Consider the following 22,749-nt stretch of genomic DNA (forward strand, 5'->3'; position numbering starts at 1 on the left):
TTGTCAAACGCGATTTCGATAATGCGGTAACGGCCCGGCCAGGGTGGGGAAAAACATGGTTTCCAGCATTGCCGAACTGATCTCCGACCGCATCGGCACCATGCCGGCCGGCGAGCGGCGCGCAGCGCAAACGCTGATCGCCAGCTATCCGCTGATCGGGCTGAAGACGGTCGCCGAATTCTCGGCTGCCGCCGGCGTATCGTCGCCGACGATCCTGCGTTTCGTCGCCCGGCTCGGCTTCCAGAACTATCCGGAATTCCAGTCGGCGCTGCAAGACGAACTGGCGGCGCAATTGCAGTCGCCGGCCTCGCGCACGCTCAATCCGCCATCGCCGGGCAGCAGCGCCGTGTCGCCGATGCTGGAAGCGACGCTCGACAATATGCGCGAGACCTTCCGGCACCTTTCGGATAAGCAGCTTGCCGACATCGTCGCCAAGCTGGCCGACCGGCGCGGCAAGACATTCCTGATCGGTGGCCGCTTCACCGACCCGCTGGCGCGCTACATGGCCGCCCACCTCGCCATCATCCAGCCCAACGTTTTTCACCTCGGCGGGCAGGAAAGCGTCTGGCGCGACCGGCTGATCGACATGGGTAAACGCGACGTGCTGGTGATCTTCGACATCAGGCGCTACCAGGACAGCCTTGTCCGCTTCGCCGAGACGGCCAACCAGCGTGGCGTGCAGATCGTGCTGTTTACCGACCAGTGGCTGTCGCCGATCGCCCGCTTCGCCCGCCACGTCATCGCCGGGCGCACCGCCGTGCCTTCGGCCTGGGACTCATCCGCCGCACTTTTCGTCGTCGTCGAAACGCTGATCGGCGCCGTCACAAGGCAGCTCGAGGCCGACGGCACCAAACGCATCCGCGAGTTGGAAAGCCTACGGTAGAGCGGCCCTTCGGGCGAACGGTCTTCGTTGGGGTCTAGTCAACCAAAAGGCTGACCATCTGCAGGATCAGGATCAGCAAAAAGACGCCAAAGACAGACGCAAAGACCGCTGCCAACAGGACGATGCGTTGTTTCTTACCCACAGCTCCCTCGGGAAGGCATAGCTCCCCCACGATCACGAACGTCAGTCCTGCCTATCGCTCGGCTACCGTCCCAAGTCCTCAAGATCTGCCTGCGGCTTGGGCGGAGGAGTAATGACGAGTTGCTTCACGCGCGAAATGAACCGCTGGCCAAGGTGCTCGCTTAGGGGGACGGCTGCATCATTCATCCGACCCATGTCACGGCCGAATGACCACCTTGCTGCTGGGGCTTAACCATTTCAGCCGCAAGGCGTGCCATCGCCCCACTCCAGCTACTTTACCCGTGGCAAGGGTGATCGAAGTTCGGCTAGCCTTGGCGACGCGAAGCCGCTCATTGACCCACCATCAAACAGCGGTGAACTGCGCGGAGGAATTCGATGAGCTATCTGGACGAGCTGTTCTCAGTCGCCGGCAAGACGGCGCTGGTCACCGGCGCCGCCACCGGCATCGGCCGCATGGCGGCGACCGCTCTGGTCAGGGCCGGCGCCTCGGTGATGATTGCCTCGCGCAAGGGCGAGGATTGCGCCAAGGTAGCGGACGAGCTGAACGGGCTTGGGGCATCCGGCCGGGCCGAGGGTTTCGCCGGCGACGTCTCCAGCGAGGCCGGCATTGCAGCGCTTGTCGCCGAGGTCAGGGCGCGGACCGAACGGCTGCATATCCTGGTCAACAATGCCGGCATCTCCTGGGGCGCGCCGCTGGAAAGCTTTCCCTATCATGCCTGGGCCAAGGTGTTCGGCGTCAACGTCACTGCGGTCTTCTATGTGACGCGCGAATTGCTGCCTCTGCTCGAGGCTGCTGCCAGCGAGGCCGACCCGGCCCGGGTGATCAATCTCGGATCGGTGATGGGCACGCAGCCTTTGGCCGAAGACGCTTACTCCTACTCGGCCTCGAAGGCTGCGGTTCACCACCTGACACGCATCCTGGCGATCGAGTTGGCCGCCCGACGCATCACCGTCAACGCCTTTGCGCCCGGCCCTTTCCAGAGCCGGATGACGGCCTTCGCCACCGGCACCGAAGACCAGGCAAGACATGTCGGCAACCACGTTCCGATCGGCCGCATCGGCGCGCCGGATGACATTGCCGGCGCAACGCTCTATTTGTGCAGCCGTGCCGGCAGCTATGTCACCGGCGCCATCCTGCCGATCGATGGCGGGCAGTCGGTGCAACACGGGCTGACATTGTTCAAGGAATGAGACGCACGCCATCCGGCGAGTGAAATGCCGGGGGTGAAGATGGAGGACATCAGCGTGGAACCGATCAGTCTCGATGTGCTTCTGGCCAACGTCGGCAAGGAAGTCGGCGTGTCGCCATGGCGGGTGGTCACGCAGCGCATGATCGACCAGTTCGCCGATGCCACCGACGACCATCAGTTCATCCATTGCGATCCGGAGCGCGCCAGGCGCGAGACGCCGTTCGGCGGCACCATCGCGCACGGCTTCCTGTCGCTTTCGCTGTTGTCGGCAATGACCTTCGAAACCATGCCGCCGCTGGAAAACAGCAAGATGGGCGTCAATCACGGCTTCGATTCGCTGCGCTTCCTGGCGCCGGTGAAAACCGGCTCGCGCATCCGCACCCGCTTCGTGCTGGCCGATGTCAAGGTCAGGCCGTCGGGCTGGGTGCAGACTGCGCACGACGTGACGATCGAGATCGAGGGCTCGAAAAAACCGGCGCTGACCGCGCGCTGGCTGACGCTGACGCTGATCGAACGCCAGCCGGAAGCGGTTTGACTGGCATCCGGGCCTGGGAACCTAAATCTATTTGGCTTCGGCCGCGACGTACTTCATGTGGCGGCTCACCTGCAGCGCAATGTAGACGACCAATGAGCAACCGATTGGGAACACGATCTCGTTGAGGCCGGTTGCGATAGCCTGTGGCAGTGCCAGAGCAGCGTCGTTCGCCGCGGCCGTCTCAATCGTCAGCACCGTGATGCCGCCACCGAATACCGCGCCTATCAGGGCGCCTGCCAGCGCGAAATGAAGCGGTCGGGGTTCTTCCTTCGATGCCAGCGACGCCAGTATCCAGCCGAGCAGCCCGTATTCGATCGCCCGCAGGACGCCCAGCGTCGTGAGCGACAGGATGGCCGGCTTTGCCGCCGCGTCGAGCGCGCTGACCATGACCTTTTGCGTCCCCTTGGCGATGCCCATGGCCAGCGGTGCCGAGATCGCGGCGATCAGGCCGCCGAGCGAGGCTCGCACTTTGGCGAGCGCCGTGCCGAGGCTGACGCCGGCGCAGACGAAGAACGACCAGGTCACGCCTTGCGCCAGTTCGATCAGGATCAGCGTCGTCGCCGGGTAGGAACCTGCCGCAAATCTGACGGTCAGAATGAGAGCCTCCATGGCGAAGCCGAGCGCGATCGCCAGCCATGCGACCATGACGACGCGCCTGAGCGCCATCCTGGCGCGATGGGAAAGCGGGTTCACGTCCGGCACGCCGGACGAAAGCTCAGTCAGGGCCATGTTGGCCTCCCAGATCACAATTCTTGCAGAGCCGCGAATTAGCGTTTGTCTGTAACAGTCCGATGTTGCCGGCTTTATTGCCGGGTTACATCGTTTTGTGACGTCAAGCTTCTGCTTCGTGCCACCCTTGCCCGACGTCGTACAGCGTATATATGCTGCATCCAGCCATCAGTTATTAAAGGCAGTCGAACAATTGCAGCTAAGCGTCCAGGAGCGCCGCGAAAAACAAAAGGCCGAACTGCGTTCCGAACTTGTCGACGCCGCGCACAAGCTTGTCCAGGAAGAAGGCTATGACGGCCTCACCATCCGCAAGCTCGCCAAGCGCGTCGGCTATGCGCCGATGTCGGTCTATTCCTATTTCGCCGACAAGCAGGACATCCTGTTCGCGTTGGCCGAAAACGCCTTCGAGACCCTGGCCAGGCGCATCGCAAATCATACGGCCGACGACCCGATCGAGGCACTCAAGGCGGTGCTGGTCGAATATGCCGCCTTCGGGCTCGAGAATCCCAACGAATACCGCACCGTCTTCATGACCGAAAAAGTCAGGCCGCCGGCCGGCAAGACGTTCGCCGAAATGCAGAGCGGCAACCCGGCGATGAAAGTGCTGATCGAGAGGGTCGAGGCCTGCGTCGCCGCCGGCAGGCTCAAGGGCGATCCGCGCGCCATCGCCACCATGCTGTGGGCGGTCGGCCACGGCGCCATCTCGCTGCTGATCACCTTCCCGTTCTACCCGTTCGGCGACCAGACGACGTTCATCACACGGATCGGCGACATCATGCTCGAAGCCATCGCCGCGCACGAGATTGCGCCGCTCGGCCCGCCGGTCAACTGCTGAGGAGCGGCGTTCCTCCCGATCTGTAGAATCTTTCTCCGAACGATCCGCGCTCCGGTGCCGAGCGTTCGGCAATTCCTGCGCCTAATTTCTCCGTACGCGTACGATTTTTGCTTGAACTCCCTCAGTCCTGGGCGTATCTGTACGCAATACCGTACATGTACGAATGCTGGAACCGGAGACAGATCATGAAGAAGGCAATTCTCACGCTCGCCGCCCTGCTGGCGCTCTCTGGCGCGACATTTGCCGGCAGCAGTCAGCCAGCCAAGCAAGAAGCCGCCTGCATCGACACCAAGACCGATGTGAAGCTCGATTGCGCGCCGACCGGATCGCTTGAAAACGCCGATGCCGCGACCCACAAGGCCGGCAGCAAGGGCCCGAGGCTCGGCATCGGCATCGACCCGTGGATCGTGCCTAGCAGCTTCTGAGCCGACCGGCGATAATATGCGGCGATGAACCGAAAGGGCGGCAGCAATTTCCGGCCGCCTATCTTGCCGGCCTCAGCCCTGCTTTATCGCGCCGTGCAGATCACTTCTTACGCTTCTGTCCCGCCACCCTCTTCGCCTTGCCGGGTCTTGCCGGCGCGCCGGGAATGGCCGTTCCGGTGATCGACACCGGATCGCTGGCCGGAAACGTATCCTCGAGGCCTTCCTCGAGTTCCTCTTCGACATCCGCCTCAGTGCGCTGCTCGTGTTCGAAAGAGCGCACGGCCGGCGTCTTGGCCGGCAACTTCGGCGCGGAGTTCGACGGCATTTGCATTCTCCCTCGGCTCGCTGTCGCAGAACGGCTGGGCGCGGCGAACATTGCTATGCTGCCGCGTCGCGCGCTGCCTCCGACAGAAAAGTAAAGACATAGTCGGAGAAGGAACGCCAGCATTCGACGCGGAACGCGTCGGCCGCCGTGCGCAACAGCACGATTTCGACCTTGCCGAGAATGGTGCGCGATGCCGCCCCGATCGGAAAGGCGTCGAGCGACAAATCCTGCGGGCAGCCGGCATTGATCGTCGTCGCGGCAGCCGGTCCGGTGACCGATACGGCGACGTTGCGGTGCGAGATGCCGACCGCCGAATGCAGCGCGGAAATCTTGGCGCAATCGGCGAGTGGATCTTTGCCGCTTTCATCGATGACCAGCCATTCGTCCGGCCCGAGCCACAAGGCGGTCCGTCCAGCCTTTGCCGCCGAGGTTTTCGGCCTTAGCGGCAGGGCGATGCCAAGTGCTTTCGAAAGTGCCGCGATCGAGGCGTCCGGCGCGCGCAGCGATATGCGTTCGGCCGGCGGCAGCACGACAAGTGTGACGCCGGTGGCGGAAAGCGACTGGCCGGCGACAGCCGGACGGCGTTCGACCGACGGCCCGGCGACGGCGGTTTTCACAGCGGCCTTAGCCATTGAGGCGCTCCCCCTTCTCGTCGAAGAACACCATACCGGTGACCTCCACCTCAATCACCCCGTTCGGCATCGGTACATAGAGCGTCTCGCCCATGCGATCGCGGCCGCCGGCGACCAGCCCCAGTGCGATCGAGCGGCCGCAATTTTGCGACCAATAGCTCGACGTGACATGGCCGATCATCTTCATCGGGATTGCCTGCTTCGGGTCCGCGACGATCTGCGCTCCCTCCTCCAGCACCACCTTGGGATCCCTGGTCTTCAGGCCGACAAGCTGCTTGCGGCCCTTGGCGACCAGATCCGGCCGCGCCATGCCGCGAATGCCGACGAAGTCGGCCTTCTTCTTGCCGACCGCCCAGTCGAGCCCGGCGTCGTTCGGCGTCACTGTGCCGTCGGTATCCTGGCCGACGATGATGTAGCCCTTTTCGGCGCGCAGCACATGCATCGACTCGGTGCCGTAGGCACAGGCGCCATGCTTCTGGCCCTCGGCCCATAGCGCTTCCCAGACCGCCTCGCCGTAATCGGCCGGCACATTGACCTCGAAGCCGCGCTCGCCGCTGAACGACATGCGAAACAGCCTGGTCGGTACGCCGCAGATCCGGCCTTCGCGCACCGACATATGCGGCAGCGCCTCATCCGACATGTCGATGCCCTCGACCAGCGGTGCGATGATGTCGCGAGACTTCGGCCCCTGCACGGCAATGACCGCCCACTGCTCGGTGATCGAGGTCAGCCAGACGTTGAGATGCGGGAACTCGGTTTGGAGATAGTCCTCCATATGGTTCATGACGCGCGGCGCGCCGCCGGTCGTCGTCGTCACGTGGAAACGGTCCGCAGCGAGTCTTCCCACCACGCCATCGTCATAGATGAAACCGTCCTCGCGCAGCATGATGCCGTAGCGGCAGCGGCCGGGCTCGAGCTTCTCCCATGGATTGGTGTAGAGCAGTTCCATGAATTTGGCCGCATCCGGCCCGACCACCTCGATCTTGCCCAGCGTTGACGCGTCGAACAGGCCGGCCGTCTTGCGCACCGTGACGCATTCGCGGTCGACGGCCGCATGTATGTCCTCGCCCGGCTTCGGGAAATACCAGGCGCGCTTCCACTGGCCGACATCCTCGAACATCGCGCCTTGACGCTCGGCCCAGGGATGGATCGCCGTCTTGCGGGTCGGGTCGAACAGGGGACCCCGCGCGAGCCCGACGATCGAGCCGAACGTCACCGGCGTATAGGGCGCACGGAACGTCGTCAGCCCTACCTGCGGGATCGGCTTGCCCAACGTCTCGGCGGCAATCGCCAGGCCGTGCATGTTGGAGGTCTTGCCCTGGTCGGTCGCCATGCCGTTGGTGGTGAAGCGCTTGACGTGCTCGATCGAGCGCATGCCCTCATGCACCGCCTGGCGGATGTCCTTGGCGGTGACGTCGTTCTGGAAGTCGACGAACGCCTTTACCGTCGTTTCTGCCCCGGCGCCGGGCGCCGCACCCAGCATGCCGCGCGACCAGCTCTCGCCGGCATCGACTTTCGGCTTGGTGCCCTTGGCTGGCTTGCTGCCGGCTTCCTTGGCCGCCTTGACGCCCGCTGCATAGGCCTCGTCGATCGTCGCCGACAGCCCGTCCGTGCCGTTGCAGGCGCCGACCGAGACGCAATCCTGTGCATAAATGCCGGGCACGAAGCGCTTGGTCTCGTCGTTGAAGGCAACCTTGCCGCGCGATTGCGAGAACAGATGCACCGACGGCGTCCAGCCGGCCGACATCAGGATTGCGTCGACTGGCATGGTGCGCTCGCCGCCGCCATTCTTCGGTTGCACGGTCATCGACGACACGCGCAATTTGCCGCCGGCGCGGATCACCGCGCGGCCGAAATTGATCTCGATGCCGAGCGCCCTCGCCTCGTCGATCGCCGGCCCGGTCGGATTGTCGCGCAGATCGACGATCGCCGCCACGTTGATGCCGGCCTTCTTCAGGTCGATCGCCGCCGCATAGGCGGAATCGTTCGCCGTATAGACGCCGATATTCCTGCCGACCGCGACGCCGTAATGGTTGAGATAGGTGCGCGCCGCCGACGCCAGCATGACGCCGGGACGGTCGTTGTCGGCAAACACCATGTGGCGCTCGATGGCGCCGGTCGCCAACACCACGCGTTTGGCGCGAACCTGCCACTGCCGCTCGCGCGGCAGGTCGCGGCCGGGGCTCTGCAGATGGTCGCTGACGCGCTCAACCAGTCCGACGAAATTCTGCGCGTAATAGCCGAAGGCCGTGGTGCGCGGCAGTACGCGGACATTGTCCATCGCGCTCAACTTGGCGAGAGCGGATTGCGCCCAGGAAAAGCCGTCCTGGCCTTCGATCTTCGCCCCGCTCTCGAAGCGAAGGCTGCCGCCGAATTCCGCCTGCTCGTCGGCAAGGATGACGCGCACGCCGGTTTCGGCGGCAGCCAATGCCGCGGCAATACCCGCCGCACCACCGCCAAGCACCAGCACCTCGCAATGGGCGAAGCGCGCCGAATAATGGTCGGGATCCGGCTGGTCGGGGGCGACGCCGAGACCGGCCGCGGCCCGGATCTTAGGCTCGTAGAGGTTCTTCCACGCAGCCTTCGGCCACATGAAGGTCTTGTAGTAGAAGCCGGCCGAAAGCATCGGCGAGGCGATGCTGCTGACCGCACCGATGTCGAAGGCGAGCGACGGCCAGCGGTTCTGCGACTGTGCCGTCAGCCCGTCATAGAGTTCCTGCATCGTGGCGCGGACGTTCGGCGTCTTGCGTGCCGCGTCGCGCTTGATCTCGACCAGCGCGTTCGGCTCTTCGGCGCCGGCCGACAGGAAGCCGCGCGGCCGGTGGTATTTGAACGAGCGGCCGACGAGATGGACGCCATTGGCAAGCAGCGCCGAGGCCAGCGTGTCGCCCTCGATGCCGGTATAGGGGCGGCCGTCGAAGCTGAAGCCAGCTATCTTTGCCTGCTTGAGCCGCCCGGCGCCGGCAATGCGGAACGTCGCGCTCATTTGGCGGCTCCCGGCAGCTTCGCCGGCTTTGGCTCGCCGGCCTTGTAGGTCATCAGGAACCTGTCGCTGACGGTGTCGCGCACGGCGTTGAAGAACCGCGCGCAGCCATGCATGTGCCGCCACCGCTCATAGATGATCCCCTTGGGATTGGAGCGGATGAAGAAGAACTTTTCGAAGTCGTCGTCGCTCTCGCCGGCGATGTTTGGGGAACGCGCAATATGCGCCTCACCGGCGTTGCGGAATTCGAGCTCGGGACGCTCTTCCTCGCAATAGGGGCAGCGGATGAGAAGCATGGTTGGTCCTACAGTTCGCCGTGGCCGACGCGAGCGCCGGCAGGTTGGTCGCAAAGCCTCTGACCCATCGTGACGAAAGGCGCGACGAGCCGGATGCGCTCCTCGATGCTTGCCGCAGGGCGAAACAGAGCGCGATTGGCCATGTTGCCGATGGTCAGTTGGATTGGATCGGTGGTGACGATGACGCCGCGCGGCTGGAAAGGCTCGTCCGGATCCAGATCGGAAGGACGGGCCTCGAAGAAGAGGACGATCTTTCGCCCGCCGCTCCAGACGCAGGTCAGCATGCCGTCATCGATGGAAAACGGCCAGTCGGCCTCGTTCCCGGCGCGACTGATCGGCTGCGTGCGCACCTCGTCCGGTGACGGAAAATGAAACAGGCCTTGCTCGCCGGCGAGCATCAGCGGCATGGCGACGGCCATCTCGGTCATCATCAGTGCGCCACCGCCGCCGCCGCCGCCTCGTCGATGAGGCGGCCGGTGCGGAAGCGCTCGATGGTGAAGGGTGCGTTGATCGGGTGCGGATCGTCCCTGGCGATCGTATGGGCAAAGACGTGGCCCGAACCCGGCGTCGCCTTGAAGCCGCCCGTGCCCCAGCCGCAATTGACGTAGAGGCCGGGCACCGGCGTCTTGGCCAGGATCGGCGAACGGTCCGGCGTCACGTCGACAATGCCGCCCCATGAGCGCAGCATCTTCATGCGGGTGAAGATCGGGAACATCTCGCAGATCGCGTCGAGCGTGTGCTGCAGGATGTGCAGCCCGCCGGTCTGCGAATAGGAGACATATTGGTCGGTGCCGGCGCCGATGACCAGCTCGCCCTTGTCGGATTGCGAGATATAGGCATGCACCGTGTTCGACATCACCACGCAAGGCACCACCGGCTTGACCGGCTCCGACACCAGCGCCTGCAGCGGATAGCTTTCCAGCGGCATGCGCACGCCGGCCATGTTCATGATCACCGAGGAGTGGCCGGCGGCGACCACGCCGACCTTCCTGGCGCCAATGAAGCCGCGCGTCGTCTCGACACCGGTAACCGCGCCGTTCGGCGCCCGTTTGACGCCGGTGACCTCGCAATTCTGGATGATGTGGACGCCGCGCGCCGAGGCGCCGCGCGCATAGCCCCAGGCGACAGCATCGTGCCGCGCCGTGCCGCCACGGCGCTGCAGCGCGGCACCCATCACGGGATAACGGGCATCGCGCGAAATGTTGAGCGGCGGGCAGAATTCCTTGGCCTGTTCCGGCGTCAGCCATTCATTGTCGATGCCGTTCAGCCGGTTAGCATGGACGTGGCGCTTCAGCACCTGAATGTCGTGGATGTTGTGGGCGAGCATCATGACGCCGCGCGGCGAATACATGACGTTGTAGTTGAGCTCCTGGCTGAGCCCGTCCCACAGCATCAGCGCATGGTCGTAGATGCCGGCGCTCTCGTCATAGAGATAGTTCGAGCGGATGATGGTGGTATTGCGGCCGGTATTGCCGCCGCCGAGCCAGCCTTTTTCCAATACCGCGACGTTGGTGATGCCATGCACGGTGGCGAGGTAATAGGCTGTGGCCAGGCCGTGGCCGCCGGCGCCGACGATGACGACGTCATACTCCTTCTTCGGCTCCGGCGAGGACCACTGTTCCTCCCAGCCCTTGTGGCCGCGCATGGCCTCGCGGGCGATAGCGAATACCGAGTATTTCTTCAACGTTGCAGGCCTCGCAAATGGCGGCCGGGCAGATCAGCCAACCCCGGCGCGCGAGCTGTATCACTAGCGAAACCGCACTGCCAGCCTTGCACTGTTTGCGACGGCGCTTGCCGTTTTGCGCCGTGACGAAAAAGAGGTATGCGACGTGACGGGCGATCAAACCAAATCCGAAGCACCTCGCGGGTATCGGGTGGCCCGCGCCGCCTCGATCTGCGACCAAGCATCCCGATTGCCGGCAAGGGCTGGCGCGAAGAAAAGGATGCAGAAAATGTTCGCACTTACCGACAAAGTCGCCATCGTCACCGGCGCCAGCTCCGGCATCGGCCGCGCCACGGCCAAGGTGTTTGCGGAGGAAGGCGCCAAGGTGGTCGTCGCAGCCCGCCGCCAGGCGGAGCTCGATGCGCTGGTTGCCGAAATCGAAGACGCCGACGGCACCGCCGTCGCTCTTGCCGGCGATGTCCGCGACGAAGCCTACGCAAAAGCCCTCGTCGACCTGGCGGTCGGGAAATTCGGCGGGCTCGACATCGCCTTCAACAATGCCGGCTCGGTCGGTAGGATGGGGCCGGTTTCGGAGCTGTCGCTGGAGGGCTGGCGCGAGACGCTCGATACCAATCTGACCAGCGCCTTTCTCGGCGCGAAATACCAGGTGCCGGCGATGATCGATCGCGGCGGCGGCTCGCTGATCTTCACCTCCACCTTCGTCGGCCACACCGTCGGCATGCCGGGCATGACCAGCTATGCCGCAAGCAAGGCCGGACTGATCGGGTTGACGCAGGTGCTGGCCGCCGAATATGGCGCCAAGGGCATTCGAGTCAACGCGCTGCTGCCGGGCGGCACCGACACGCCTTCGGCGACGTTCAAGACACCTGAATCGCGAGCCTTCGTCGAAAACCTGCATGCCTTGAAGCGCGTCGCCGAGCCTGAGGAGATCGCCCGCTCGGCGCTCTACCTGGCGTCCGACGCATCGAGCTTCACCACCGGCGCGGCGCTGTTCGCCGACGGCGGCGTCGCGATCACCCGGACGTGAGGGTTCGGAGGGCGCAACGCATGCCCGCCAGCCGAAATGTCGCGAACCGGCCCTTGATTTTTTCGGCGATTTGACGATTCCGTCTTCTCCTCGAAGACGGGTTGGAAACATGTTGCTGATCAGGACCTATATCGCTGCAAGCGCAATCGAAGGCGTCGGCGTGTTCGCCGCCGAGCCGGTCCGGAAAGGCGCGCAGATCTGGCGTCTCGATCCGGACTTCGACCGGCTGATCCCGATGGAAAAATACGAGACGGCGCCGCCGCACCTCAAGGAATTGCTCGACAGATATGCCTATCCCAGCCCGGACCGGCCGGGCTTCATGGTCTATGAGGTCGACAATGGCCGCTTCATGAACCATGCCGACAAGCCAAACACCGATTTTTCGCAATATGGCGGGGCCACCGCGACCCGCGATATCGCCGCCGGCGAGGAGATAACCTGCGACTACAGCGAGTTCTTCGAGGGTTTCGAGCAGCTCCACCTGGCCACGGCCGTGGCCACGGCATAGCGGCGCCTATCTGGCCCAAGGCGAATTTTGTTCTTGCTTTGTGCCGGCAGCTATGCTACTAAATTGCCTATGGTGATGATTCACACCAGAGACCCGCCGCCGAGGCGGGTTTTTCGTTTCGGGATCGGCACCGCCTCTCAATCGGCTGTGGACAGCGCCCCTTGATTCTGCTATCAGCCGCCCCAATTCGTGGTGTAACGCGCCGCGGAGGCTTGCGGCTATGGCCGCTTGCCTGTTGATTTCAAACCGAAAGACAGGATTGCACGTGCAGGTACTCGTCCGCGACAACAATGTTGATCAGGCGCTTCGCGCGCTCAAGAAAAAGATGCAGCGTGAAGGCATCTTCCGCGAAATGAAGATGCGCGGACATTACGAGAAGCCTTCCGAGAAGCGCGCCCGTGAAAAGGCGGAAGCCGTGCGCCGCGCCCGCAAGCTGGCCCGCAAGCGCGCCCAGCGCGAAGGCCTTCTGCCGATGACGCCACGTCCGGTCGCGGCCGGTGCTGCCGGCGCCGGTGCTCCGCGTCCGCCGCGGTTCTGACGTCAATTTTTCCTCCTTTTCCAAGGATATCCAAGGTGGCGCGATGCGGAATCGCCGCCACCTTTTTGTTGTGATTTCGACCCGGTTCGAGAGAACCGGTTGGGAGAGATGCCGGTTCGGAGGGGGAACGGACCAGACGGCGCAGTAAGGACAGGGCAGACATGGACGCAATCACCGTAGAGCGCAGAACCGCGTGGCGCGGCCTCGCCCTGACGGCAGCCCTGCTCTCCGGGTTGACGCTTGCCGGCTGCCAGAGCGTTCCGACCGGCGAGTTCAACAACATCGACAAGGCGCAAGCCTCGACCGAGAACATTTCCTCGCTGTCGGCGGTGATCCAGCGCAACCCGCAGGATCCGGAAGCCTACAATGTGCGCGGCTCGGCCTATGGCCGCGGCGGCCAGTACCAGGCAGCGCTGAAGGACTTCAACACTGCCATCCAGCTCAATCCGAATTTCTACCAGGCCTATTCCAACCGGGCGCTCATCCAGCGCTTCCTCGGTGATCAGGCAAGCGCGCTGGCCGACTACAACCGCTCGATCCAGATCAATTCCAACTACGACGCCGCCTATATCGGCCGCGGCAATCTCTACCGCAAGGCAGGCCGGGTCCAGGAGGCGTTCAACGATTTCCAGAAAGCGATCCAGCTCGACACGACTGACGCGCGCGCCTATCACAATCGCGGCCTGATCTACCAGAGCCAGGGCCAGCACGCCTTTGCCATCGAGGATTTCTCGACCGCCATTTCGCTGGCGCCGGATGCTTCCGAGCCTTACAACGGACGCGGCCTCTCCTACCTTGCCATGAACGACGAGGACAATGCCTTCGCCGACTTCAACATGGCCATCAAGCTCGACGGCAAGAACGCCGAGGCCTGGTCCAACCAGGCGCTGATCTACGAGCGGCGCGGCGACAAGGTCAGGGCCGCGAAGTCCTACCGCGAGGCAGTGCACCTCAATCCGACCTACCAACCGGCCAAGGACGGTCTGGCCCGCACCAGCGCCGGCTGACCGGGCCTCCGTTTCCGCACTCCGACAACCCTGCGTTTAGCCTTGCCTTGCTGGCGCCAAGTTTTCGGCGGAACGCTCGGCGTGCTCAGCCGTTGTTCAAAGCCATTTGGAAAGGACCCTCCCATGATCAAGCAACTTGCCTGTGCCGCCGCACTCGCCACGACCGTCGTTGCCGCTCCCGCCAGCGCCGGCAAGCTCCAGCTCGGCGTGCTCGACTGCACCATCGACGGCGGCACGGCCTATCTGGTCACCTCCAACAAGGGTGTTTCCTGTGTCTTTCGTCCGCATCGTGGCGGCCCACCCGAAGTCTATACCGGGGTAATTTCCAAGCTCGGCGTCGACGTCGGCCGGACGCATCAGGGCCAACTGGCATGGACGGTTCTGGCAGCAACCCGCAACCATGATGAAGGCGACCTTGCCGGCAGCTACTATGGCGTGAATGCCGAGGCGAGCGTGGTCACCGGTGGCGGCGCCAATCTTCTGGTCGGCGGCCTCGGCAGCGCCTTTTCGCTGCAGCCGCTCAGTGTCCAGGCGCAGACCGGCGTCAATCTGGCGGTCGCCGTCACTTCGCTGGACTTGATCCATTCGTTCAAATAGCGGCGTAGCATGGCTCCCCGAGCAGCCGGGCAGCGTAGGTGTCGGCCTGCGAATAGCTGCCGAAAGCTCATGGGTTCCGGCAGGCCCGCTCCGCAGAGGATGGGCCGCCCTGATGTTCAAAGTTGCAGCGCTCGAAGATCACGGCATGGATCCTAGGATCCATGCCGTTACCGTGACCGAAGATTGCGGCGATCCAATATTGCTTACATCTTCGGCCTGACTAAGATCTCGACATCTCGTGACTGTCTCGCGCCGCATGATCTTTGGCATCCGCCGCGCTAACGGCGATCAAAAAACCGCTTGAGCTCAACCGCGGTTGAGGTTTTACAAACCGCACGCGAACAAGGCGCGCATCGCGCCTGAAGTGGCAAAGATGCTCTGGCTCGGCAGGAATTCGGGGGTGGACTTGACCAAAACAAGCACAAACAGGGTCGATTGGCGCGCGCTGTGGGCGAGCGGCGATCTGGCGCGCTTCTGCTTCATCAGCCTCGGCATCCTGTTGCACGCCACCAACGAAACCATGGTGGCAACGGTCATGCCGGCCATGGTCGGCGAGCTCGCCGGCGTGCAGCTGGTCGGCTGGTCGCTGGCGATCTACGAGCTCGGCGCCATCGTTGCCGGTGCGGCCGCCGGACGGCTGGTGAGCTATGTCGCGCTGCGCACCAACATGACGGCCGCCGCCCTGCTCTATGCCGCCGGCGCGCTGGTCTGCGCCACCGCGCCGTCGATGCCGCTGTTCCTCTCCGGCCGCCTGATCGAAGGGCTTGGCGGTGGCGCGCTGGTGTCGCTGGCCTTCGTCTCGGTCGAGCGGCTGTTTGCCCGCGCGATCTGGCCGCAGCTTTTCGGCGTTATGTCGGCGATCTGGGGCGTCGCCGCCTTCAGCGGGCCGGTGCTCGGCGCGGTCATGACCGAATTGCTGTCCTGGCGCTGGGCCTTCGGCGTCTTCACCCTCGGCGGCACGGCTATGGCGCTGGCAAGCTTCCTCGTGCTCGATACACCTAAAGCAACAAGGCCGCAGGCGACCGGCGGGTCGGCGCCGCCCTTCCCGTTTGCGGCACTTGGCTGTCTTGCCGTCAGCGTCGTGCTGATCGCCACCGCCGGCGTCGACATCGCCCTGCTGCGCTCGTCGCTGCTGCTCACCCTCGGCATGATCGGCCTGGCGCTGTTCGTCTATATCGACGCGCTGAAGCCGCGCTCGCGGCTGTTCCCGTCGCGGCTGTTTTCATGGCGCTCGCCGGTCGGCGCGGGCATGACCATGGTCGCGGCGTTTTCGGTGGCGACCTGCTCGTTTGCGGTCTACGGGCCACTGCTCCTGACCAGCCTGCACGACATTCCGATCCTCACCACCGGCTACATCATCGCCGCCGAATCGATCGCCTGGTCGATCCTGTCGATCCTCGTCGCCAATGCCCCGCCGGAGCGAGAGCGGCTGATCATCGTCGGCGGGGCGCTGATGATCGCCACGGGCGTCGCGGGTTTCGCCTATACGGTGCCGGCGGGCTCGATCCCGTTGATCCTGCTTTGTGCCTTGCTGCAAGGCGGCGGTTTCGGCATCGCCTGGCCGTTTGTCACGCGTGTCATCGTGGCATCGGCCAAGGAAGGCGAGCAGACGATCGCCTCGGCCGCCGTGCCGACCATGCAGCGCATCGGCTATGCCGTGGGTGCGGCACTGACCGGCATCGTCGCCAACGCCAGCGGCTTTTCCGAAGGCCTGAACCGCGAGGCCGCGGCAAATGTCGCCGCCTGGCTGTTCCTCGCCTTCATCCCGCTCGGCATCCTGGGATGCCTTGCCGCCTTGCGGATTTCGGGCGCGAGCGACGACGCGCGGCTGGCGAAGCTGCCAATCTCCCCCACGAGAGGTGAGATCGGCTAAACACCCGAGGGGAGATCGCTAAACCACGACCGTCTTCAGCCGGCCGGCGATCAGTGCCGCGAGCCGCGTCGCCACCTCTTCCTTGCTCATCTCCGGCCATTCCTCGACGCCGGCCTTCGAGACGATCCGCACCTTGTTGCGGTCGCCGCCCATCACGCCCGGGGAACCATCTTCATGCGAGACATCATTGGCGACGATAAGATCGGCACCCTTTTTCGCAAGCTTGGCCTCGGCATTCCTGACCAGGTCCTGCGTCTCCGCGGCGAAACCGACCACCAGCATCGGCCGCTTTTTGTGATGCCCGACGCCGGCAAGAATATCGGGATTTTCCACCATCTGCAGCGCCGGCGGCCCCTCGCCCGCCACCTTCTTGATCTTTTCCCCGGCCGAACTTTGAGTGCGCCAGTCGGCGACAGCCGCGACGAACACTGCCGCGTCGGCCGGCAGCAGCTGTTCGACCGCATCCTTCATCTCGACGGCCGTTTCGACATGCATCGTGGCGACGCCGGCCGGATCCGCAATGCCGACCGGACCGGAGACGAGACGCACGTCGGCGCCGAGCCTGGCCAGCGCCGCCGCGATGGCATGGCCCTGCTTGCCCGACGAACGGTTGGCGATGTAGCGCACCGGGTCGATCGGTTCATGCGTCGGCCCGGAAGTGACAATGATCTTCCTGCCCGCCAGCGGCTTTGGCCGACTGTCGAGCAGCGCCTCGATCGCGGCGACGATCTCCAGCGGCTCGGCCATGCGGCCCTCGCCCGCCTCGTTGCTTTCGGCCATCTCGCCCTTCGCCGGGCCGACGAATGCGACGCCGTCCTTACTCAGCATCGAGCGGTTGCGCCGGACCGCCGGGTGCGTCCACATTTTCGGGTTCATAGCCGGAGCCATCAAAACCTGCTTGTCGGTGGCGATGAGCACCGTCGAGGCAAGGTCGTTGGCGTGGCCGTTGGCGAGCTTTGCCATCAGGTCGGCGGTGGCCGGCGCCACGACCACAAGGTCGGCCTCGCGCGACAGCCTGATGTGGCCGATGTCGTGCTCGTCCTGCCGGTCGAACAGCTCGGTGAAGACATGATCGGCGGACAGTGCTCCGGCCGACAGCATCGTGACGAATTCCTGCGCCGCGGCGGTCATCACCACGCGCACCGAAGCACCGCGCTCGCGCAGCCGGCGGATCAGGTCGAGCGCCTTGTAGGCGGCGATACCGCCGCCGATGATCAGCAGGATGCGCTTGCCGGAGAGGACACCTCGCGCGACTTGGCTGGGGACCGCGACCACCGGAGCTGCAGGATTCTGCAAGCTTGTCAGTTCGCGCAACGTTTTCTCGATCTGGTCGATGCGGCCGGACGAACCGAGTTGACCTTCGACCGCTGCGCGGATCATGACCCGCGCCTGGTCTTCCATTGACCGGCCATTCTCCGCAGCCAATCGGCGCAGCATATCCTTGACCTCGTCATCAAGGTTGCGGATCGTGATGCTGGCCATGTGATTGCACTTTGCCCGAGATCGCTGCAAGCAATGATATCAATGCAATCAAGCGACAACAAGGCGTTAGAGCAGCTTCCAGGCGATATACAGCAGCGTCAGAGCGATCACCCACAGCGCCAGCCGGCCGGAGCGGGTGTAGCGCGCCTCGGCCTTGCCGATCGCGCGCGCGGTCCTTTCGTCGAAACGCAGGCCGTTTTCGGCCATCAGGTCGATCTCGCGCGACAGCCGCTCGGTGCGTGCGGCGAGGTCCGGCGCCTGGCGGGCCAGCGCCAGCAGCGCACTGGCACCGTCGCGCGCATCGGCCAGCAGGGCGCGCGGGCCGAGGTTGCGGGCAATCCAGCCGCTCACCACCGGCTCCGACGTCTTCCACATGTTGAAGGCCGGGTCGAGCGTGCGGGCGACGCCTTCGACGACGACCATGGTCTTCTGCAGCAGCACCAGCTCGGACCGCGTCGCCATGTCGAAGAGGTCGGTCACTTCGAACAAAAGCGTCAGCAGCTTGGCCATCGAGATTGTCTCGGCAGGCTGGCCGTGGATCGGTTCACCGATCGCCCGGATCGCCTGGGCGAAGGCCGCGACATTGTGCTGGCGCGGCACGTAGCCGGCCTCGAAATGGACCTCGGCGACGCGCTGATAATCGCGCGTGATGAAGCCGTAGAGGATTTCAGCGAGGAACCGGCGCTCCTTCCTGCCGAGCCGGCCGGCAATGCCGAGGTCGACGGCGACGATGGTGCCGTCGGCCTCGACGAACAGGTTGCCCGGATGCATGTCGGCGTGGAAAAAACCGTCACGCAGCGTATGGCGCAGGAACGACTGGACCAGATTGGCGGCGATCGCCTTCAGGTCGTGGCCGGCGGCGGTCAGGCCGACAATATCGTTCATCTTGATGCCGTCGACCCACTCCATGGTCAGCACATCGCGGCCGGTGCGCTCCCAGTCGACCGACGGCACGCGAAAGCCGGGATCGTCCTTGGTGTTTTCGGCGAGCTCCGAAAAAGCCGCCGCCTCCAGCCTCAAATCCATTTCGATCTTGGTGGTCTGGGCCAGCGTCTCGGTCACCTCGACCGGCCGCAGCCGGCGCGACGACGGGATGTATTTTTCCTGCAGCCGGGCGGCGAGGAAATAGCTCTCGAGATCGCGAAAGAAGCGGCGGCGCACGCCCGGCCGGATGACCTTCACCGCCACCCGGGTAACGACGCCGTCCTGCAGGGTTTCGGCGGTATGGACCTGGGCGATCGAGGCGGCGGCGACGGCCTCGCCAAAACTGGCATAGAGCTCGCCGACCTTGCGTCCGAGCGAGGCCTCTATTGCCGCTATGGCTTCGGCCTTCGGAAATGTCTGCATCTTGTCCTGCAGCATGGCGAGATCGAGCGCTATGTCGTTGCCGACGACGTCCGGCCGCGTCGCCAGGAACTGGCCGAGCTTGACGTAGGATGGGCCGAGCCGCACGACCGCCTTGGCCAGCCGGTCGCCGCGCTCGTAGGCAAGCGCGCGGCGGCGGGTGAACAGCCGGGCCATGCGCCAGCCGAATTTCGGCAGGCCGAAGAGTTCGTCGCCGGGCAACGCCGCGATGACACCCTCGCGGACCAGCACCCAGCCGGCCCGCACGAGCCTGAAACCAGCGCCTATGCTGCTCATGGCTGGCTTTGCCTTGCCGGTTTCCTGAACTGGCGAAAGGCACGTCGGGCTATGAAAATGCGGGCCAGCCTCAAAGCTTCCAGCCCGAATGAAGCGCGGCGATGCCGCCGGAATAGTTGCGGAATGAGGCGCGCTCGAAGCCCGCGCGCGAGATCATCGCCGCGAAATTCTGCTGGTTGGGAAATTTGCGGATCGATTCGACCAGATAGGAGTAGGGCTCGCCGTCGCCGGTCACCGCCTTGCCGATCCGCGGGATGGCGTTGAACGACCATGCCTCATAGACCTTGTCGAGCAGCGGCATCTCGACCTCGGAAAATTCAAGGCAGAGAAAGCGCCCGCCAGGCTTCAGCGCGCGATAGGCTTCGGCAAGCGCCACATCGATGCGCGGCACGTTGCGGATGCCGAAAGCAATGGTGTAGGCATCGAAAGTAGCGTCGGCAAAAGGCAGTTCCTCGGCATTGGCCTCGACGAAATCGGTATTTGCCGACAGGCCCTTTTTCTCGGCTCGGTCGCGGCCGACGGCGAGCATCGAGCCGTTGATGTCGAGAACCGTTGCATGGGCGTGCCTGGCGCTCGCCTCGACGATGCGGAAGGCGACGTCGCCGGTGCCGCCGGCAACGTCGAGAACGCGCCAGCCCGGCCGCTTCGGTGGATTGAGCCAGGCGACCATGGCGTCCTTCCACAACCGATGCAACCCGGCCGACATCAGGTCGTTCATCAGGTCGTACCGGTTCGCCACCTTGTGGAAAACATCATTGACCAGGGGCTGCTTGTCGCCTGGCCCTACCCGCTTGAAACCATAGGAAGTTTCCATGCCGCCCGCAGCCGTGGTTCTTTCAACCGACATCGTTTTGATCCGCCATAAAATCGGCGGGACCATAGCCGATCGATGGTGCGGGCGCTATTGTTTAAGGCGCGGTGTTCGGCCGCGCTTCGAAGCAGGTTCCGGAAAAGCGTCGCACGGTTTTCCGACCAGAACCTGCGTCGTAAGAAAAAGGCCTGACGGGATAATTGAATGCCTTTGAAAGCAGAACTGCACTGCCACATCGAAGGGGCAGCGGCGCCTGAACTCGTCCTCCGCCAGGCCGAGAAATACGGCAGGGATGCCTCGCCCTATATCCAGAACGGCTCCTTCGTCTGGCACGATTTCACCTCTTTCCTCGCCGCCTACGACTTCTCCTCCGACCTGTTCCGCACCGAAGAAGACTATGCGCGGCTGGCCGATCACTACCTGACCAGCCTCGCCCGCGACGGCGCCATCTATTCCGAGGTTTTCACCTCGCCCGACCATGCCGGCAAGGCCGGGCTGTCGCCGAAGGCCTATACCGATGCGCTCGGCGAAGGCATGGCCCGCGCCAAGGCGAAGACCGGCATCGAAGGCCGCATGATCGTCACCGGCGTGCGCAATTTCGGTGTCGAATCGATCGAGCGGGCGGCGCGTTTCGCCGCCCGCAGCGGGCATCCGCTGGTCACCGGCTTCGGCGTCGCCGGCGACGAGCGGATTGGCGATTTGGAAGATTATGTCAGGGCCTTCGAGATCGCCCGCGAGGCCGGCCTCGGCATCACCGTGCACGCAGGCGAATTGATGGGCTGGGAGAGCGTCGAGGCGGCACTCGACCATATCCGCCCCTCTCGCATCGGCCACGGCGTGCGCGCCATCGAGAACCCCGATCTCGTGCGGCGCATCGCCGACGAAGGCGTCGTGCTCGAATGCTGCCCCGGCTCCAACATCGCCCTGAAAATCTTCGACAGCTTCGCCAACCATCCCTTTCCTGCTTTGAGGGCGGCGGGCTGCAAGGTGACGCTCAACTCCGACGACCCACCCTATTTCTGGACCTCGCTGAAGCGCGAATACGACATCGCCGCCGAACATTTTGCGATGGATGACAAGGCGCTCACCGCCGTCACCAGGACGGCCATCGAGGCAGCTTTCGTCGACAGGAAGACCAGGGCGGCGCTGCTGGGCAGGCTCGGCGCCAAGGGCAGGTGAATGGTGAATTGCGAGCCTGGCGCTTCGGTCCGTCAACCGCGAGTTTTTCCGCGCAACCAAGGACTCGCAAACCAGTTCACTATTCACTATTCACCATACACCATTCACTATTCACCTGCGCAGTTCGGAGAACACCATGAAGGGCGTCACCGTCGTCGACCATCCGCTTGTCCAGCACAAGCTGACCATCATGCGCAAGAAGGAAACCTCGACGGCCGGGTTCCGGCGGCTGCTGCGCGAGATCTCGCTACTGCTCGGCTATGAGGTCACCCGCAACCTCGAACTGACCACGACGACGATCGAGACGCCGATCGAGACGATGGAGGCGCCGACGCTGGAGGGCAAGAAACTCGTCTTCGCCTCCGTGCTGCGCGCCGGCAACGGCTTGCTCGAAGGCCTGCTCGATCTGGTGCCGGCGGCGCGTGTCGCCCATATCGGCCTCTACCGCGACCATGAGACGCTGGAAGCGGTCGAATATTTCTTCAAGGCGCCGGGCGACCTCGCCGACCGGCTGGTGATCGTCGTCGATCCGATGCTGGCGACCGCCAATTCGGCGATCGCGGCGATCGACAAGCTGAAAGGCCGCGGCGCCACCAACATCCGCTTCCTCTGCCTGTTGGCGGCACCAGAGGGCCTCGAGCGTTTTACCCAGGCGCATCCCGATGTTCCGGTCTTCACCGCTTCCATCGACCGCCAACTCAACGAGAAGGGCTACATCATGCCCGGCCTCGGCGATGCCGGCGACCGTATGTACGGCACCAAATAGGTCCGTTTACCGATTGTTTACGCAAACGGCTGGTTTCCGCATTCGTTAAAGCGGCAAACACCTTGTCGGACTAAGGATCGGCAACCACAAAGGCCGGTCCATGCTGCGCAAGCTTCTCATCCTTGGCGTGTTTGCCGGAACGTCGGCATCGCTGCCGATCGTCTATCAGTCGAATCCACAGACGATCGAGCGGCTGTTGAAATCCGCCATCGGAGCCAAGCCGGCCGACACCCAAACCGACCTGAACCTCGCCGCCGTCCCGGACAGGCCGGCGACGCCGCAGCCGCTCGGCCGCAAGGTCGTCGTCACCGCGGACGCGCGCGGGCATTTCATGTCGGTCTTCAAGTTGAACGGCCGCCAGATCGAAGGCATGATCGATACCGGTGCGACGCTCGTCGCCATCAACAGCTCGACCGCGCGCAGGATCGGCATCTCGCTCAATTCGACCGACTTCAGCCATCAGGTCAACACCGCCAACGGTGCGATCAAGGCCGCCGTGGTGACGATCGACCGCCTGCAGATCGGCAGGATCACCGTCGAGGGCGTCGAGGCCGTCGTACTCGACGACAGGGCGCTGCACACCAACCTGATCGGCATGAGCTTTCTGCAGCGGCTCGAAAAATATCAGGTCGAAGACGGCACGCTGCTGCTGGTTCAGTGAC

The 22,749-nt window shown here is 64.2% G+C and carries 24 protein-coding genes; 14 read left to right on the forward strand and 10 right to left on the reverse strand.

Annotated elements, in window-relative coordinates; genetic code table 11:
- Positions 1–55: 55 nt before the first annotated feature.
- The 3 genes from NKH63_RS18310 to NKH63_RS18320 all read left to right on the forward strand — a co-directional run bounded on the left by NKH63_RS18310 (position 56) and on the right by NKH63_RS18320 (position 2,749).
- The gene (locus NKH63_RS18310; protein WP_023719035.1) at positions 56–883 is read left to right on the forward strand and encodes a MurR/RpiR family transcriptional regulator; all 828 of its coding nucleotides are present in this window, start codon (positions 56–58) and stop codon (positions 881–883) included.
- Between the two features lie 516 nt (positions 884–1,399).
- Positions 1,400–2,215 carry an SDR family oxidoreductase gene (locus NKH63_RS18315; RefSeq protein WP_023719033.1) on the forward strand — a complete coding sequence of 272 codons (816 nt, stop codon included), beginning with the start codon at positions 1,400–1,402 and terminating at the stop codon, positions 2,213–2,215.
- Positions 2,216–2,254: 39 nt separating this feature from the next.
- On the forward strand, positions 2,255–2,749 hold the full coding sequence (locus NKH63_RS18320; RefSeq protein WP_031194015.1) for a MaoC family dehydratase: 495 nt from the start codon (positions 2,255–2,257) through the stop codon (positions 2,747–2,749).
- Positions 2,750–2,776: 27 nt separating this feature from the next.
- Here NKH63_RS18320 and NKH63_RS18325 read toward each other — a convergent pair whose 3' ends face one another.
- Positions 2,777–3,478, reverse strand: a complete 702-nt coding sequence (locus tag NKH63_RS18325) for a hypothetical protein (RefSeq protein ID WP_156948069.1) — start codon at positions 3,476–3,478, stop codon at positions 2,777–2,779.
- A 193-nt stretch (positions 3,479–3,671) separates the two neighbouring features.
- Between NKH63_RS18325 and NKH63_RS18330 the strand changes: the two genes are divergently transcribed.
- Together NKH63_RS18330 and NKH63_RS18335 are read left to right on the forward strand one after the other, a co-directional pair.
- Positions 3,672–4,313, forward strand: a complete 642-nt coding sequence (locus NKH63_RS18330; RefSeq protein WP_352845538.1) for a TetR/AcrR family transcriptional regulator — start codon at positions 3,672–3,674, stop codon at positions 4,311–4,313.
- A gap of 185 nt (positions 4,314–4,498) precedes the next feature.
- Positions 4,499–4,738: a DUF680 domain-containing protein gene (locus NKH63_RS18335; protein WP_352918361.1), complete on the forward strand. Its 240-nt coding sequence runs from the start codon at positions 4,499–4,501 to the stop codon at positions 4,736–4,738.
- Positions 4,739–4,838: 100 nt separating this feature from the next.
- Here NKH63_RS18335 and NKH63_RS18340 read toward each other — a convergent pair whose 3' ends face one another.
- From NKH63_RS18340 to NKH63_RS18365, 6 genes are read right to left on the reverse strand one after another with little or no spacing between them, the layout of a single operon-like run.
- Complete coding sequence (locus NKH63_RS18340; protein ID WP_023719028.1) at positions 4,839–5,063, reverse strand: hypothetical protein; 225 nt, start codon at positions 5,061–5,063, stop codon at positions 4,839–4,841.
- A 53-nt stretch (positions 5,064–5,116) separates the two neighbouring features.
- Complete coding sequence (locus NKH63_RS18345) at positions 5,117–5,695, reverse strand: sarcosine oxidase subunit gamma (protein WP_023719027.1); 579 nt, start codon at positions 5,693–5,695, stop codon at positions 5,117–5,119.
- Complete coding sequence (locus NKH63_RS18350) at positions 5,688–8,681, reverse strand: sarcosine oxidase subunit alpha (RefSeq protein ID WP_352494682.1); 2,994 nt, start codon at positions 8,679–8,681, stop codon at positions 5,688–5,690. Before NKH63_RS18350 ends, NKH63_RS18345 begins: the two co-directional genes overlap by 8 nt.
- Positions 8,678–8,974 carry a sarcosine oxidase subunit delta gene (locus NKH63_RS18355; RefSeq protein ID WP_023719025.1) on the reverse strand — a complete coding sequence of 99 codons (297 nt, stop codon included), beginning with the start codon at positions 8,972–8,974 and terminating at the stop codon, positions 8,678–8,680. The genes NKH63_RS18350 and NKH63_RS18355 overlap by 4 nt, the downstream gene beginning before the upstream one ends.
- 8 nt (positions 8,975–8,982) lie before the next feature.
- The gene (locus NKH63_RS18360) at positions 8,983–9,405 is read right to left on the reverse strand and encodes a hypothetical protein (protein ID WP_352484640.1); all 423 of its coding nucleotides are present in this window, start codon (positions 9,403–9,405) and stop codon (positions 8,983–8,985) included.
- Positions 9,405–10,658 carry a sarcosine oxidase subunit beta gene (locus NKH63_RS18365; protein ID WP_352791351.1) on the reverse strand — a complete coding sequence of 418 codons (1,254 nt, stop codon included), beginning with the start codon at positions 10,656–10,658 and terminating at the stop codon, positions 9,405–9,407. Before NKH63_RS18365 ends, NKH63_RS18360 begins: the two co-directional genes overlap by 1 nt.
- Positions 10,659–10,926: 268 nt before the next feature.
- Here NKH63_RS18365 and NKH63_RS18370 point away from each other — a divergent pair, with 268 nt between their 5' ends.
- From NKH63_RS18370 to NKH63_RS18395, 6 genes are all read left to right on the forward strand, one after another.
- Positions 10,927–11,685, forward strand: a complete 759-nt coding sequence (locus NKH63_RS18370) for an SDR family oxidoreductase (protein WP_352791349.1) — start codon at positions 10,927–10,929, stop codon at positions 11,683–11,685.
- A gap of 109 nt (positions 11,686–11,794) precedes the next feature.
- Positions 11,795–12,193 carry an SET domain-containing protein gene (locus tag NKH63_RS18375; protein ID WP_352918364.1) on the forward strand — a complete coding sequence of 133 codons (399 nt, stop codon included), beginning with the start codon at positions 11,795–11,797 and terminating at the stop codon, positions 12,191–12,193.
- A gap of 265 nt (positions 12,194–12,458) precedes the next feature.
- Positions 12,459–12,731, forward strand: coding sequence for a 30S ribosomal protein S21 (rpsU, locus tag NKH63_RS18380; RefSeq protein ID WP_023675331.1), 273 nt, complete (start codon positions 12,459–12,461; stop codon positions 12,729–12,731).
- Positions 12,732–12,892: 161 nt separating this feature from the next.
- The gene (locus tag NKH63_RS18385; RefSeq protein ID WP_352494678.1) at positions 12,893–13,738 is read left to right on the forward strand and encodes a tetratricopeptide repeat protein; all 846 of its coding nucleotides are present in this window, start codon (positions 12,893–12,895) and stop codon (positions 13,736–13,738) included.
- Positions 13,739–13,861: 123 nt separating this feature from the next.
- Complete coding sequence (locus NKH63_RS18390; RefSeq protein ID WP_352918365.1) at positions 13,862–14,335, forward strand: DUF992 domain-containing protein; 474 nt, start codon at positions 13,862–13,864, stop codon at positions 14,333–14,335.
- 373 nt (positions 14,336–14,708) lie between these two features.
- Positions 14,709–16,208, forward strand: coding sequence for an MFS transporter (locus NKH63_RS18395; RefSeq protein ID WP_502896341.1), 1,500 nt, complete (start codon positions 14,709–14,711; stop codon positions 16,206–16,208).
- An 18-nt stretch (positions 16,209–16,226) separates the two neighbouring features.
- Here the strand turns inward: NKH63_RS18395 and coaBC are convergent, their stop codons facing one another.
- The 3 genes from coaBC to ubiE all read right to left on the reverse strand — a co-directional run bounded on the left by coaBC (position 16,227) and on the right by ubiE (position 20,178).
- Positions 16,227–17,690, reverse strand: coding sequence for a bifunctional phosphopantothenoylcysteine decarboxylase/phosphopantothenate--cysteine ligase CoaBC (coaBC, locus tag NKH63_RS18400; RefSeq protein ID WP_352494676.1), 1,464 nt, complete (start codon positions 17,688–17,690; stop codon positions 16,227–16,229).
- Between the two features lie 66 nt (positions 17,691–17,756).
- Positions 17,757–19,331 carry a 2-polyprenylphenol 6-hydroxylase gene (ubiB, locus tag NKH63_RS18405; protein ID WP_352494675.1) on the reverse strand — a complete coding sequence of 525 codons (1,575 nt, stop codon included), beginning with the start codon at positions 19,329–19,331 and terminating at the stop codon, positions 17,757–17,759.
- A 70-nt stretch (positions 19,332–19,401) separates the two neighbouring features.
- Positions 19,402–20,178, reverse strand: coding sequence for a bifunctional demethylmenaquinone methyltransferase/2-methoxy-6-polyprenyl-1,4-benzoquinol methylase UbiE (gene ubiE / locus NKH63_RS18410; RefSeq protein ID WP_352484649.1), 777 nt, complete (start codon positions 20,176–20,178; stop codon positions 19,402–19,404).
- Between the two features lie 168 nt (positions 20,179–20,346).
- On the opposite strand from ubiE, the gene NKH63_RS18415 reads away from it, so the two are divergent.
- The 3 genes from NKH63_RS18415 to NKH63_RS18425 all read left to right on the forward strand — a co-directional run bounded on the left by NKH63_RS18415 (position 20,347) and on the right by NKH63_RS18425 (position 22,748).
- Complete coding sequence (locus NKH63_RS18415; RefSeq protein ID WP_352484651.1) at positions 20,347–21,321, forward strand: adenosine deaminase; 975 nt, start codon at positions 20,347–20,349, stop codon at positions 21,319–21,321.
- A 136-nt stretch (positions 21,322–21,457) separates the two neighbouring features.
- Positions 21,458–22,087: a uracil phosphoribosyltransferase gene (gene upp / locus NKH63_RS18420; RefSeq protein WP_023675320.1), complete on the forward strand. Its 630-nt coding sequence runs from the start codon at positions 21,458–21,460 to the stop codon at positions 22,085–22,087.
- A 100-nt stretch (positions 22,088–22,187) separates the two neighbouring features.
- Positions 22,188–22,748 carry a TIGR02281 family clan AA aspartic protease gene (locus tag NKH63_RS18425; protein ID WP_023719011.1) on the forward strand — a complete coding sequence of 187 codons (561 nt, stop codon included), beginning with the start codon at positions 22,188–22,190 and terminating at the stop codon, positions 22,746–22,748.
- Position 22,749 lies beyond the last annotated feature (1 nt).

Source organism: Mesorhizobium sp. M0960 (assembly GCF_040319055.1).
Lineage (GTDB): Bacteria > Pseudomonadota > Alphaproteobacteria > Rhizobiales > Rhizobiaceae > Mesorhizobium.

Coding starts and splice junctions, on each gene's coding strand:
- NKH63_RS18310 (WP_023719035.1), top strand. CDS start 56: ATGGTTTCCAGCATTGCCGAACTGATCTCCGACCGCATCGGCACCATG.
- NKH63_RS18315 (WP_023719033.1), top strand. CDS start 1,400: ATGAGCTATCTGGACGAGCTGTTCTCAGTCGCCGGCAAGACGGCGCTG.
- NKH63_RS18320 (WP_031194015.1), top strand. CDS start 2,255: ATGGAGGACATCAGCGTGGAACCGATCAGTCTCGATGTGCTTCTGGCC.
- NKH63_RS18325 (WP_156948069.1), bottom strand. CDS start 3,478: ATGGCCCTGACTGAGCTTTCGTCCGGCGTGCCGGACGTGAACCCGCTT.
- NKH63_RS18335 (WP_352918361.1), top strand. CDS start 4,499: ATGAAGAAGGCAATTCTCACGCTCGCCGCCCTGCTGGCGCTCTCTGGC.
- NKH63_RS18340 (WP_023719028.1), bottom strand. CDS start 5,063: ATGCCGTCGAACTCCGCGCCGAAGTTGCCGGCCAAGACGCCGGCCGTG.
- NKH63_RS18345 (WP_023719027.1), bottom strand. CDS start 5,695: ATGGCTAAGGCCGCTGTGAAAACCGCCGTCGCCGGGCCGTCGGTCGAA.
- NKH63_RS18350 (WP_352494682.1), bottom strand. CDS start 8,681: ATGAGCGCGACGTTCCGCATTGCCGGCGCCGGGCGGCTCAAGCAGGCA.
- NKH63_RS18355 (WP_023719025.1), bottom strand. CDS start 8,974: ATGCTTCTCATCCGCTGCCCCTATTGCGAGGAAGAGCGTCCCGAGCTC.
- NKH63_RS18360 (WP_352484640.1), bottom strand. CDS start 9,405: ATGATGACCGAGATGGCCGTCGCCATGCCGCTGATGCTCGCCGGCGAG.
- NKH63_RS18370 (WP_352791349.1), top strand. CDS start 10,927: ATGTTCGCACTTACCGACAAAGTCGCCATCGTCACCGGCGCCAGCTCC.
- NKH63_RS18375 (WP_352918364.1), top strand. CDS start 11,795: ATGTTGCTGATCAGGACCTATATCGCTGCAAGCGCAATCGAAGGCGTC.
- NKH63_RS18385 (WP_352494678.1), top strand. CDS start 12,893: ATGGACGCAATCACCGTAGAGCGCAGAACCGCGTGGCGCGGCCTCGCC.
- NKH63_RS18390 (WP_352918365.1), top strand. CDS start 13,862: ATGATCAAGCAACTTGCCTGTGCCGCCGCACTCGCCACGACCGTCGTT.
- NKH63_RS18395 (WP_502896341.1), top strand. CDS start 14,709: ATGCTCTGGCTCGGCAGGAATTCGGGGGTGGACTTGACCAAAACAAGC.
- coaBC (WP_352494676.1), bottom strand. CDS start 17,690: ATGGCCAGCATCACGATCCGCAACCTTGATGACGAGGTCAAGGATATG.
- ubiB (WP_352494675.1), bottom strand. CDS start 19,331: ATGAGCAGCATAGGCGCTGGTTTCAGGCTCGTGCGGGCCGGCTGGGTG.
- ubiE (WP_352484649.1), bottom strand. CDS start 20,178: ATGTCGGTTGAAAGAACCACGGCTGCGGGCGGCATGGAAACTTCCTAT.
- NKH63_RS18415 (WP_352484651.1), top strand. CDS start 20,347: ATGCCTTTGAAAGCAGAACTGCACTGCCACATCGAAGGGGCAGCGGCG.
- upp (WP_023675320.1), top strand. CDS start 21,458: ATGAAGGGCGTCACCGTCGTCGACCATCCGCTTGTCCAGCACAAGCTG.
- NKH63_RS18425 (WP_023719011.1), top strand. CDS start 22,188: ATGCTGCGCAAGCTTCTCATCCTTGGCGTGTTTGCCGGAACGTCGGCA.